This window comes from Achromobacter sp. SX5, assembly GCF_056711425.1.
The window spans coordinates 476,073-487,992 of record NZ_CM160041.1 but is presented as its reverse complement, the minus strand read 5'-3'; the positions used below and the strand labels follow the sequence as shown (position 1 = coordinate 487,992).

Genomic DNA, 11,920 nt, shown 5'->3' with positions numbered 1-11,920 from the left:
CGCCTCACAGGCGCGCCGCGATGAAATCCAGAAAGCACGCGATGCGCCGCGACAGCTGCGTGTTGCGGTGATACACCGCGTGCATGGGCTGCAGATAGTCGGAGTACTCCGACTCCATCAACCGCAGCAGCCTGCCGGCCTTGATGTCGTCGCGCACGACGAAGTCCGACAGACAGGCGATGCCCACGCCGCGCAACGCCAGCTGCCGCTGCGTCTCGCCGCTGGAAGTCGCCAGCGTGGGCACCGCCAGAAAGCTGTTGCCTCCCGCATGCCGCAAGGGCCACACGTTCAGGCTCTCGGGCTGCGTGAACCCCAGCACCTCATGCCCCGCCAGATCCTCCACCCGCTCCGGCGCGCCGCGCCGCGCCACGTAATCCGGACTGGCCATCACCCAGCGCGGCGACGGCCGCAGCGTGCGCGCATGCAGCGAGGAATCGGTCAACGGCCCCATGCGCAACGCCACATCCGTGCGATGCTCCATCAGGTCCACGATGCGGTCATTGCTGGTCAGCTCCAGCGAAATCCCCGGATATTCCCGCCGGAAATCCCCCACATGCGGCACCACGCAATGCAGCATCACCGGCACCGAAGCATCCACCCGCAAGCGCCCCGCAGGCCGCTGATGCACCTTGCGCATGCATTCCTCGGCCTCCTCCAGCGAAGCCACGATCTGCCGCGCCTTGGGAAGAAAATGCTTGCCCTCCTCGGTCAGATCCATCCGCCGCGTGGTCCGGTTCAGCAGCATGACGCCCAGGTCCTCTTCCAGCCGCGACAACCCGCGGCTGACCCCCGAAGCCGTATGCCCCAGCACCTCCGCGGCCGCGCTCAGCGAACCCGCATCCACCACGCCCAGAAACAACCGCAAAGCATCAGAATTCAGAGACATAGGATGGCTCCTTGGTTTTCGAGAGTGGGCATTGAAGGAGGCTTGTAGTTGAATTCTTACGCGCCCGGCACGGCGGCCTCTTCGGGCATACGCGGTATCTTGCGTCCGGCGATCGCGCTGCGCGCCATCGAACAATCGCCAATTTAACCCCGCCGCCGGATGGATGGCGCGCGCGAGACACCGTCCCCAAGAAAAATACCGCCTGCCGCGCGCCATCCATCACCACCCCACACAAGCCGGTGAGCCTACGCAAGCGCGCCAGCGCACACCGTCACGACGCAGGAAACCCTGTATGCCGAGTTTGGCCGCCCGGGCGGCCAAACTCGGCGGGCATTGCAAGAATCGCCACTGAACCCGGCTCCAACAGCGCGGCAAGCCAAGACGGCGGCAGCCCGGCGGCGTGGGTGGCGTGGCTGCGAGCAACCTCGATGCGCCCGAGGGAATCCGTAGGGAGCCGAAGGCGGACGAGGATGACGAAGGGGCAGTCCGGAGCGAACGCTCCGGACCGCAATCGTGGGCGCGAGCAGCCACGCCACCCACGCCGTCGGGCGACCTATAAAGAACCACCCGCCAAATAAAAAAACGGCGCCAAAAAATGGCGCCGAGATCAAGAAACCAGAGCAACGATCAGAAGATCACTTTTTCTGCTTCAACTGGGACAGATCACGAACCGCCCCGCGATCCGCCGAAGTCGCCAACGCCGCATAAGCCTGCAAAGCCTGCGAAACCACGCGCTCCCGCCCCACAGGCTCCCACCCGTCGACCCGCGCGTCCATCTCCGCCCGCCGGCGCGCCAGCGCTTCATCGGACACCGCCAGATGAATCCGGCGATTCGGAATATCGATCTCGATCACGTCGCCTTCTTCCACCAGCCCGATCGTGCCGCCTTCCGCCGCCTCCGGCGAAGCATGCCCGATCACCAGCCCCGAAGAGCCGCCCGAGAAACGCCCGTCCGTGAACAGCGCGCAACTCTTGCCCAGCCCCTTGGACTTCAGATACGAGGTCGGATACAGCATCTCCTGCATCCCCGGCCCGCCCTTCGGACCTTCGTAGCGGATCACCACCACGTCGCCCGGAACCACCTGGTCGCCCAGAATGCCCTCGACCGCCGCGTCCTGGCTTTCGAACACGCGCGCCCGGCCGGTGAAGACCCATTGCGACTCGTCCACGCCGGCCGTCTTCACGATGCAGCCCTTCTCGGCCAGATTGCCGTACAGCACCGCCAGGCCGCCGTCCTTGGAATACGCGTCTTCCTTGCTGCGGATGCAGCCCGTCTTGCGGTCGAGGTCCAGCGTCAGGAACGTCGCGTCCTGGCTGAACGCCACCGTGGTCGGGATGCCGCCGGGCGCCGCGCGGTAGAACTTCTGCGCCTCTTCGCCCGCGCCGCCGTTCACGTCCCACTTGGCGATGGCTGCGCCCAGCGTGCCGCTGTGCACGTTGCCGCAGGACAGGTCCAGCAGGTCGGCGCGCGCCAGCTCGCCCAGGATGCCCAGGATGCCGCCGGCGCGGTGCACGTCCTCGATGTGGTACTTGTCGGTCGCGGGCGCGGCCTTGCACAGGCACGGCACCTTGCGCGAAATGCGGTCGATGTCGGCCATGGTGAAGTCCACGCCGGCTTCCTGCGCCGCGGCCAGCAGGTGCAGCACCGTATTGGTGGAGCCGCCCATCGCCACGTCCAGCGCCATCGCGTTCTGGAACGCGCTCTTGGTGGCGATGCTGCGCGGCAGGACCGAGACGTCCTCTTCCTGGTAATAGCGGCGGCACAGGTCCACGATCAGACGGCCGGCCTGCTCGAACAGGCCGCGGCGCCAGGCGTGCGTGGCCACGATGGTGCCGTTGCCCGGCAGCGCCAGGCCGATGGCCTCGGTCAGGCAGTTCATGGAGTTGGCCGTGAACATGCCGGAACAGGAGCCGCAGGTCGGGCAGGCGCTGCGTTCCACTTCGGCCACGTCCGCGTCCGACACGTTGGGGTCGGCCGCCTTGATCATGGCGTCGATCAGGTCGATCTTGGCGACGACCTTGCCGTCGGTGGGCGACTTGACCTTGCCCGCTTCCATCGGGCCGCCGGACACGAACACGACCGGGATGTTCAGGCGCATCGCGGCCATCAGCATTCCCGGGGTGATCTTGTCGCAGTTGGAGATGCAGACCATGGCGTCGGCGCAATGCGCGTTGACCATGTATTCGACCGAGTCGGCGATCAGTTCGCGCGAGGGCAGCGAATACAGCATGCCGCCGTGGCCCATGGCGATGCCGTCGTCCACGGCGATGGTGTTGAATTCCTTGGCGACGCCGCCCGCGGCCTCGATTTCCTTGGCGACCAGCGCGCCCAGGTCGCGCAGGTGCACGTGGCCCGGCACGAACTGGGTGAACGAATTCACCACGGCGATGATGGGCTTGCCGAAGTCGCCGTCCTTCATGCCGGTGGCGCGCCACAGGGCGCGGGCGCCGGCCATGTTGCGGCCGTGGGTCGAGGTGCGGGAACGGTAGTGCGGCATGATTTGTCTCTGGCGGGTTCTGTTAGCGTAGGCGGCAAAACGTTAAATAATACGCTGGTTCCCGGCCCGCCCGCTCGGCCGGGGCCGCCGCGCGGCCCGCGCGGCCGTCAGGCGGACGGCTTTCTGCGCGCCGCGAAAGCGCTGGGCGGCTCGCCCACGGCCTTGCGGAACATGGCCGCGAACGCGCTGGGGCTTTCGTAGCCCAGGTCCAGCGCCACTTCCAGCACGCGCTCGCCGCGGGCCAGCCGCTCCATCGCCGCCAGCAGGCGCGCCTGCTGGCGCCAGCGCCCGAAGGTCATGCCCGTGTGCCGCAGGAACAGGCGGTGCACGGTCTTGGGGTCCACCCCCAGCTCGCGCGCCCAGTCGGCCGCGCCGTCCTGGCGCTCCGGGTGGCGCACGATGGCGCGGCAGATGCGCGCCAGCCGAGGCTCGGACGGCTGCGGCAGGTGCAGGGGCAACACCGGCTCCTGGCGCAGCTCGTCGAGCAGCAGCATCATCAGGCGGCCGTCGCGCGTGTCCGGCTCCCAGTCCAGCGGCACCTCGGCGGCCGCCGCCATCAGTTCGCGCAGCAGCGGCGAGATCGACAGCACGCAGCACGCCTGCGGCAGGTGCGCGGCCGCGCCCGGCTCGACGAACACGGTGCGCATGCGCGGCTCGCCGCTCATGCGGATGCCGTGCGGCATCCAGGCCGGCACCCAGACCCCGCGCGTGGGCGGCACCACCCAGATCCCGGCCGGCGTATCCACCACCATCACGCCCGAAATCGCGTACACCAGCTGCGCGCGGCGGTGGCGGTGGCGGCGGATGCGGTGGCCGTCCTCGTAGTCCACGGCCAGGCCGGCCACGGGGCGGGACGAGGCCTCGTAGGGAAACAGGTCCAGGTCTGCGGGCTTGCGGGCGGTCGGGGGCATGTCTATTTTGCGATGGTTATGGCCAGAGTGGCGTTAGACGGTCTTTCCCAGTGTACCTACCATCCTCGCATCCCTACACGCGACATGCGCCGCGCCCGCGGCCGGAGGATTCCATGCTCGAACAGCCCCAACACAAGTACCGCCCCGTCCAGCCCTTCACCCGCGACTACGCCGAACGCCGCTGGCCGTCGCGCCGCCTGACGGCGCCGCCGGTCTGGATGAGCACCGACATGCGCGACGGCAACCAGGCCCTGATCGAACCGATGGACGCGGCGCGCAAGCTGCGCTGCTTCGAACAGCTGGTGGCCGTGGGCCTGAAGGAAATCGAAGTGGCGTTTCCGTCGGCCTCGGACACCGACTTCAACTTCGTGCGCCAGCTGATCGAGGAACGCCGCATCCCCGACGACGTCACCATCGAGGTGCTGACCCAGTCGCGCCCCGACCTGATCGAGCGCACCTTCGATTCGCTGCGCGGCGCCAGGCGCGCCATCGTGCACCTGTACGCGCCCATCGCGCCGCAATGGCGCCGCATCGTGTTCGGCATGAGCCGCGCCGAGATCAAGGAGATCGCGCTGGCCGGCACTCGCCAGATCCGCGCGCTGGCCGACGCCCGCCCCGAAACCCATTGGATCTACGAATATTCGCCCGAGACCTTCAGCCTGGCCGAGCTGGATTTCGCGCTGGAGATCTGCGATGCGGTCAGCGCCGAGTGGGGCCCCACGCCCGAACACAAGATGATCGTCAACCTGCCGTCCACGGTGGAATGCACCACGGCCAACGTCTACGCCGACCAGATCGAATGGATGCACCGCCACCTGGCGCGCCGCGACAGCATCGTGCTCAGCGTGCACCCGCACAACGACCGCGGCACCGCCGTGGCCTCGGCCGAACTGGCGGTGCTGGCCGGCGCGCAACGGGTCGAGGGCTGCCTGTTCGGCAACGGCGAACGCACCGGCAACGTGGACCTGGTGACGCTGGCCATGAACCTGGACCTGCATGGCGTGCGCAGCGGGCTGGACTTCTCCGACATGGCCGGGGTGCGCGCCTGCGTCGAGGCCTGCAACCAGCTGCCGGTGGACGTGTTCCACCCCTACGCGTTCACCCACGCAACGCCAGCAGCGACTCCTGCAGATGCCGCAGGCCCCGGCCCAGCGGCTTGTCCCGGCGCAGCACGATAGCCAGGCCGCGCGCCAGGCGCGGCGCCAGCGGCCGGACTTCGAGCGCCGCGCGCCTGCCCGCGCCGGACACCGCCAGCCCGGGCAGGATGGCGCAGCCCAGGCCGGCGCCGACGATCTCCTTCATGGCCTCGGTGCTGCCCAGCTCCATCACGGGCTTGGCGGCCACGCCGGCGGCCTCGAACCAGTCGTCCACCAGCCGCCGGGTGCGCGCGCCCGGCTCGAACAACACCAGCGGCAGCCGCGCCAGCGCCTGCGGCGTGGCGGCGGCCGGGATCATGGCCGGATCGCCGGCGGGAAAAATCGCCACGAACTCGTCCTCCAGCACCGGCGTCACCTGGAACATGCGCCCCGGCGCCGGCAGCGTCACCAACCCGATGTCCAGCGTGTTGGTCTCCAGGCCGCGCAGCATGTCGGCCGTGTTGCCGGTGCTGACCACGATGTCCAGCGCCGGAAAGCGCCGCCGCAGATCGGCCAGCAGCGGCGGCAGCAGATAGGTGCAGGCCGTGGCCCCGGTGCCCAGCCGGATGCGGCCGGCGACCTGGGAGGCGTGCGCCGTCATGGCGAGTTCGGCCTGGGCCAGCGCCGCGTCGATGGTGCGCACGTGCGCCAGCAGCTCCATGCCGGCCGCGGTCGGCCCGGCGCGCCGGCCGACGCGCTCGACCAGCTTCAGGCCGAAGCGCCGTTCCAGCTGGCGGATCTGCAGGCTGACGGCGGGCTGGGTCACGCCGCTGCGTTCGGCGGCGGCGGAAAAACTGCCGGTTTCGATCACCAGCGCGAAGGTGCGCAACTGGTCCAGGTTGAGGCCTCGCATACGCCGCCATCCAAAGTTTTACTTATAAAAATCATAATAGACCAAAGCTTTATTAATGATCAGGCATGCGCGACACTGGCGGCTCGAACCCCCAGCCTTCCCTTTCCATGCCGCCCACCTCCGCCACCGTCCTCATCCGCGACAGCGCGCCCGCCGACCTGCCGGCCATCAAGGCCATCTACGCCCATCACGTGCAGCACGGCACGGCTTCGTTCGAGCTGGAGCCGCCGTCCATCGAGGAAATGCGCCAGCGCCGCGCCGCGGTGCTGGAACAGGGCATGCCCCACCTGGTGGCCGAGATCGCCGGCGAGATCGTGGGCTACGCCTACGCCACGCCCTACCGCCCGCGCCCGGCCTACCGCCACACGGTGGAGGATTCCGTCTACGTGAAAGCAGGCCGCGTCGGCCTGGGCATCGGCGGCAAGCTGCTGGCCGAACTGATCGCCCGCTGCACCGCCGGCGGCTGGCGCCAGATGCTGGCCGTGGTCGGCGACAGCCGCAACGCCGCCTCGCTCGCGCTGCACGCCAGCCAGGGCTTCCACCCGGTCGGCACGCTGCGCGCCGTGGGCCACAAGCACGGGCAATGGCGCGACACCGTGCTGATGCAGCGCGCGCTGGGCGAGGGCGACGCGACGCCGCCGCAGCGGCCGTGATCGCGCCGCGCGCCATCGTCTGCCTGGGCCTGACGCAACTGGTCGGCTGGGGCGTGACGTATTACCTGATAGGCGCCCTGGGCCCGGCCATGCAGGCCGATCTGGGCTGGAGCGCCGCCGTCGTCTACGGCGGCTTCTCGGCCGCCATCGTGACCATGGCGATGCTGTCGCCGCTGGCCGGCATGGCCGTCGACCGCTGGGGCGGGCACCGCGTCATGCCTGCCGGCGCCGTGATCGCCGCGCTGGGCTGCGCGGCGCTGGCGGCCGCGCACGGCCTGGCGCTGTACTACCTGGCCTGGATCGTGCTGGGCGTCGGCATGCGGCTGTGCCTGTACGACGCGGCGTTCGCGTCGCTGGCGCGGGCGGCCGGCCCCACGGCGCGCCGGCCCATGTCGCAGATCACGCTGTTCGGCGGCCTGGCCTCCACCGTGATGTGGCCGGCGGGCCATGCGCTGTCGGGCTGGCTGGGCTGGCGCGGCGCGGTGCTGGCCTACGGCGCGCTGGCCCTGGCCACGCTGCCGCTGTACCTGGCGCTGCCGCGCACGCGCTATGCCGCGCCCGCGGGCGCCAAAGACCGCGCCGCCGCCGGCCTGACGCGCAGCCCGGCCGAGCGCCGCATGGCGGGCGTGCTGTACGCCACCATCGCCATGCTGACCAACTTCCTGGCGGCCGGCAACGCCGCGCATCTGATCGCGCTGCTGTCCGGCCTGGGCCTGGCCGCGGCCGCGGCCGTCAGCGTGGCCGCCTTGTGGGGCGTGGGCCAGTTCGCCGCGCGCCTGGCCGACGTGGCGCTGGGCTCGCGCCTGCATCCGCTGACCCTGACCCTGGCGGTGGGCGCGATGCTGCCCCTGTGTTTTCTGCTGGCGCTGCTGTCCGGCGGCAATCTCTACGCCAGCGCGGCCTACGCCCTGCTGTATGGCGCCTGCAACGGCCTGATGACCATCACGCGCGGCACGCTGCCGCTGGCGCTGTTCGACTTCCGCAGCTACGGCAGCTTGGTGGGCGCGCTGCTCATTCCCAGCTTTCTGCTGACGGCCACCGCGCCGGTGGCCTACGCCTATCTGGTCGCCGGCTACGGCGCGCGCGGCGCGATGGCGATGTCGGTCGGCCTGGCCGCGGCCATCTGCGCGGCCGCGCTGGCCTTGCGCTGGAAGTTCATCGGGCGGGTGCGCGCGGCCGCCGCGTGACCGGGCGCCGCCGGGTTCAGCCTTCGGCGGCGGACGCCACCACCCATTTCTCCCAGCCGATCTTGCGCAGCTTGCAGGCCGGGCAGTCGCCGCAGCCGTAGCCCCAGTCGTGGCGCGCGCCGCGCTCGCCCAGGTAGCAGGTGTGGCTTTGCTCGACGACGATCTCCACCAGCGCGTCGCCGCCCAGCTGGTGCGCCAGCGCCCAGGTCTCGGACTTGTCGATCCACATCAGCGGCGTCTCGATCGTGACCCGCGAACCCAGGCCCAGGCCCAGCGCCACCTGCTGCGCCTTGATGGTGTCGTCGCGGCAATCGGGATAGCCGGAGAAATCCGTTTCGCACATGCCGCCGACCAGCACGTCGAGCTGGCGCCGGTAGCCCAGCGCGGCGGCCAGGGTCAGGAACAGCAGGTTGCGCCCCGGCACGAAGGTGTTGGGCAGGCCGTTGGCCTGCATCTCGATGGCGCGGTCGCTGGTCATGGCCGTGTCGCCCACCTGGCCCAGCACCTTCAGGTCCAGCAGATGGTCCTCGCCCAGCCGCGGCGCCCAGTCGGGAAAGTTCTCGCGGATCTCGCGCAGCACGTTCAGGCGCGCCGACAGCTCGATGTGATGGCGCTGCCCGTAATCGAACGCCACGGTTTCCACATGGGCATAGCGGTCCAGCGCCCAGGCCAGGCAGGTGGTGGAATCCTGGCCGCCCGAAAACAGGACGAGCGCGCGACGTTGGTGGTTTTGCATAAACGAAATGGGGCTTTGGGAATGACTAACGAACCGCAGCGGCTTTTGCCGCAAATCGATTCCGCTTAGCGAACTTTAACGCAGCCGCGGGCGCTTGCCGTAAGCAAAGCCTGCGTAAAATCGACGAGGTTTCATTTTCTGGTTTCACCCGCAACGCCGCTTTCCCCCCTCCTTTCCCTCCAGCAGCCCGACGGATCCCTACCCGATGAATGCCATCCGCCAGCAGTCCGATTCAGCAGAACCCTTGCGTCACGACATCCGGCTGTTAGGCCGATTACTGGGAGCCGTCATCGAGGAGTGCGAAGGCAAGCGCGTCTTCGACACGATCGAAACCCTGCGCCGCACGGCCGTGAAGTTCCGCCGCGAAGGCAACGACGCCGACGGCAAGCTGCTGGAGCAGCGCGTCAAGCGCCTGCAAGGCAGCGACCCGAACTCGGTCGCGCGCGCCTTCAGTTATTTCCTGCACCTGTACAACATCGCCGAAGACCGCGACCAGAACCGCCGCCAGCGCGCCCGCGCCATCGCCGACGACGCGCCGGCGCGCGGCAGCCTGCGCGAAGCGGTGCAGGTGCTGGCCGGCCAGGGCGTGAGCCCGGCGCGCATCCGCCGCCTGCTGGCCGAAGCCTGCGTGATGCCGGTGCTGACGGCGCACCCCACCGAGGTGCAGCGCAAGAGCACGCTGGACGTGCATCGCGAAATCGCCGCCGCGCTGGCGCAGCGCGACGGCACGCTCACCCCCGAAGAGCGCGCCGACCTGGACGCGGCGCTGCTGGGCCGCGTGGCCACGCTGTGGCAGACCCGCATGTTGCGCTATACGCGGCTGACGGTCGCCGACGAAATCGAGAACGCGCTGTCGTACTACCGCAGCACCTTCCTGCAGGTCATCCCGCGTCTGTACGCGGACCTGTCCAAGCTGCTGAACCGCGAACCGGCCAAGCCCTTCGCCGCCCCGCCCGCGCCGCTGGAGCCGTTCCTGCGCATGGGCAGCTGGATCGGCGGCGACCGCGACGGCAATCCGAACGTGGACGCCGGCACGCTGGAGCGCGCGCTGCTGCGCCAGGCCACCGTGCTGTTCGAGCATTACCTGCAGGAAGTGCACGCGCTGGGCGCGGAACTGTCGGCCACCACGCTGCTGATCGCGGCCGACGCCGAGCTGCTGGCGCTGGCCGAGGCCAGCGGCGACGACTCGCCGCACCGCCGCGACGAACCCTACCGCCGCGCGCTGATCGGCGTGTACGCGCGGCTGGCCGCCACCGCGCAGCGCCTGACGGGCCAGGACCTGGCGCGGCGCAGCACCGTGGCCGCGCCCGCCTATGAAACGCCGCAGGAACTGTCCGCCGACCTCGCCGTGATCGCGGCCTCGCTGGCCGCCCACCACGGCGCGCCCATCGGCAAGCTGCGCCTGGCCGGCCTGCAGCAGGCCGTGGAAGTCTTCGGCTTCCACCTGGCCACGGTGGACCTGCGCCAGAGCTCCGACGTGCACGAACGCGTGCTGGCCGAGCTGTTCGCGCGCGCCGGCACGCAGCGCGACGGCAAGCCGCTGGACTACCTGAAGCTGGACGAGGACGAACGCGTGGCGCTGCTGCGCGCCGAACTGGCGCAGGCGCGCCCGCTGGCCTCGCCCTGGATCGCCTACAGCGAAGACTCCACGCGCGAGCTGGCCGTGCTGCGCGCCGCCGCCGCCGGCCGGGCGCGCTACGGCAAGCAGGCCGTGCGCCAGACCATTGTTTCGCACACCGAAACGCTGAGCGACCTGCTCGAAGTGATGGTGCTGCAGAAGGAAGCCGGCCTGATCGCGCCGGCCGGCCAGGACATCGAACCCGAGGACGGCCTGATGGTGGTGCCGCTCTTCGAGACCATACCCGACCTGCAGCGCGGCGCGGCCATCATGGCGGCCTGGCTCGACCTGCCCGAGATCCGCCAGCGCGTGAAACTGGCGCAGAACGGCGCGCAGGAAGTCATGCTGGGCTACTCGGACAGCAACAAGGACGGCGGCTTCCTGACGTCGAACTGGTCGCTCTACCAGGCCGAGCGCGAGCTGGTCGAGGTGTTCTCGGCGCGCAACGTGCGCCTGCGCCTGTTCCACGGCCGCGGCGGCTCGGTGGGACGCGGCGGCGGCTCCAGCTTCGACGCCATCCTGGCGCAGCCGCCGGGCACCGTCGCCGGCCAGATCCGCCTGACCGAACAGGGCGAGGTCATCCAGAGCAAGTACAAGGACGCCGAAGTCGGCCGCTGGCACCTGGAACTGCTGGTCGCCGCCACGCTGGAATCCAGCCTGGCGCCGCGCGCCGAGGCCACCAGCGCCGAGGACGCGCACATGGCGCACTACGGCCCGGCCATGTCGTTCATGTCGGACACCGCGCAGCGCACCTACCGCGGCCTGGTCTACGAAACGCCGGGTTTCGCCGATTACTTCTTCGCCGCCACGCCGGTCAGCGAGATCGCGGGCCTGAACATCGGCTCGCGCCCGGCCTCGCGCAAGAAGGGCCAGCGCATCGACGACCTGCGCGCCATCCCCTGGGGCTTCTCGTGGGCGCAATGCCGCCTGATGCTCACCGGCTGGTACGGCATGGGCTCGGCCATCGAGGCCTATCTGGAAACCGGCGCTCCCGGCGCGCCGCGCTCGCGCCGCAGCCGCCTGGCGCAGCTGCGCGAAATGGCGCAGGACTGGCCGGCGTTTCGCACCATGCTGTCGAACATGGAAATGGTGCTGGCCAAGTCCGACCTGGCGATCGCGGCCCGCTACGCGCAGCTGGTGCCGCAGCGCGGCCGGCGCGAACGCATCTTCGGCGCCATCAGCGCCGAGCATGGCCGCACGCTGGCCATGCTCAAGCTGCTGACCCGGCGCGAGCTGCTGGCCGACAACCCCACGCTGCAGGCTTCGCTGCGCGAGCGCTTCGCCTACATCGACCCGCTGAACTACCTGCAGATCGAGGTGATCCGCCGCCACCGCGCCGCGCAGAAGCACCCGGACGCCGAGGTCGACATCCGGGTGCAGCGCGCCATCCACCTGACCATCAACGGCATCGCCGCCGGGCTGCGCAACTCGGGTTAAGGCGC

The 11,920-nt window shown here is 69.8% G+C and carries 9 protein-coding genes; 4 read left to right on the top strand and 5 right to left on the bottom strand.

The annotated features are described in order from the left end of the window. Positions 1-4: 4 nt before the first annotated feature. The 3 genes from AC1M14_RS02295 to AC1M14_RS02285 all read right to left on the bottom strand — a co-directional run bounded on the left by AC1M14_RS02295 (position 5) and on the right by AC1M14_RS02285 (position 4,295). The gene (locus AC1M14_RS02295) at positions 5-886 is read right to left on the bottom strand and encodes a LysR family transcriptional regulator (RefSeq protein ID WP_102773313.1); all 882 of its coding nucleotides are present in this window, start codon (positions 884-886) and stop codon (positions 5-7) included. A 635-nt stretch (positions 887-1,521) separates the two neighbouring features. Further along, on the bottom strand, positions 1,522-3,384 hold the full coding sequence (gene ilvD, locus AC1M14_RS02290) for a dihydroxy-acid dehydratase (RefSeq protein WP_479730880.1): 1,863 nt from the start codon (positions 3,382-3,384) through the stop codon (positions 1,522-1,524). Between the two features lie 107 nt (positions 3,385-3,491). Continuing rightward, positions 3,492-4,295, bottom strand: coding sequence for an AraC family transcriptional regulator (locus tag AC1M14_RS02285; protein WP_479730879.1), 804 nt, complete (start codon positions 4,293-4,295; stop codon positions 3,492-3,494). Positions 4,296-4,408: 113 nt separating this feature from the next. On the opposite strand from AC1M14_RS02285, the gene AC1M14_RS02280 reads away from it, so the two are divergent. After that, positions 4,409-5,473, top strand: coding sequence for a 2-isopropylmalate synthase (locus tag AC1M14_RS02280; RefSeq protein ID WP_111826044.1), 1,065 nt, complete (start codon positions 4,409-4,411; stop codon positions 5,471-5,473). Here AC1M14_RS02280 and AC1M14_RS02275 read toward each other — a convergent pair. After that, on the bottom strand, positions 5,394-6,284 hold the full coding sequence (locus AC1M14_RS02275; RefSeq protein ID WP_102773309.1) for a LysR family transcriptional regulator: 891 nt from the start codon (positions 6,282-6,284) through the stop codon (positions 5,394-5,396). The two genes, AC1M14_RS02280 and AC1M14_RS02275, sit on opposite strands and share 80 nt — an antisense overlap. Before the next feature lie 107 nt (positions 6,285-6,391). On the opposite strand from AC1M14_RS02275, the gene AC1M14_RS02270 reads away from it, so the two are divergent. Together AC1M14_RS02270 and AC1M14_RS02265 are read left to right on the top strand one after the other, a co-directional pair. Continuing rightward, positions 6,392-6,937: an N-acetyltransferase family protein gene (locus AC1M14_RS02270; protein WP_479731776.1), complete on the top strand. Its 546-nt coding sequence runs from the start codon at positions 6,392-6,394 to the stop codon at positions 6,935-6,937. Next, positions 6,934-8,124, top strand: coding sequence for an MFS transporter (locus AC1M14_RS02265; RefSeq protein ID WP_102773307.1), 1,191 nt, complete (start codon positions 6,934-6,936; stop codon positions 8,122-8,124). The genes AC1M14_RS02270 and AC1M14_RS02265 overlap by 4 nt, the downstream gene beginning before the upstream one ends. Before the next feature lie 16 nt (positions 8,125-8,140). Here the strand turns inward: AC1M14_RS02265 and queC are convergent, their stop codons facing one another. Beyond that, positions 8,141-8,860, bottom strand: a complete 720-nt coding sequence (gene queC, locus AC1M14_RS02260) for a 7-cyano-7-deazaguanine synthase QueC (RefSeq protein ID WP_102773306.1) — start codon at positions 8,858-8,860, stop codon at positions 8,141-8,143. Between the two features lie 205 nt (positions 8,861-9,065). Here queC and ppc point away from each other — a divergent pair, with 205 nt between their 5' ends. Further along, on the top strand, positions 9,066-11,915 hold the full coding sequence (gene ppc / locus AC1M14_RS02255) for a phosphoenolpyruvate carboxylase (RefSeq protein WP_102773305.1): 2,850 nt from the start codon (positions 9,066-9,068) through the stop codon (positions 11,913-11,915). Positions 11,916-11,920 lie beyond the last annotated feature (5 nt).

What these genes read in the sequence shown, in the direction of transcription:
- AC1M14_RS02295 (WP_102773313.1), bottom strand. Translation starts at nt 886, where the DNA reads ATGTCTCTGAATTCTGATGCTTTGCGGTTGTTTCTGGGCGTGGTGGAT.
- ilvD (WP_479730880.1), bottom strand. Translation starts at nt 3,384, where the DNA reads ATGCCGCACTACCGTTCCCGCACCTCGACCCACGGCCGCAACATGGCC.
- AC1M14_RS02285 (WP_479730879.1), bottom strand. Translation starts at nt 4,295, where the DNA reads ATGCCCCCGACCGCCCGCAAGCCCGCAGACCTGGACCTGTTTCCCTAC.
- AC1M14_RS02280 (WP_111826044.1), top strand. Translation starts at nt 4,409, where the DNA reads ATGCTCGAACAGCCCCAACACAAGTACCGCCCCGTCCAGCCCTTCACC.
- AC1M14_RS02275 (WP_102773309.1), bottom strand. Translation starts at nt 6,284, where the DNA reads ATGCGAGGCCTCAACCTGGACCAGTTGCGCACCTTCGCGCTGGTGATC.
- AC1M14_RS02270 (WP_479731776.1), top strand. Translation starts at nt 6,392, where the DNA reads ATGCCGCCCACCTCCGCCACCGTCCTCATCCGCGACAGCGCGCCCGCC.
- queC (WP_102773306.1), bottom strand. Translation starts at nt 8,860, where the DNA reads ATGCAAAACCACCAACGTCGCGCGCTCGTCCTGTTTTCGGGCGGCCAG.
- ppc (WP_102773305.1), top strand. Translation starts at nt 9,066, where the DNA reads ATGAATGCCATCCGCCAGCAGTCCGATTCAGCAGAACCCTTGCGTCAC.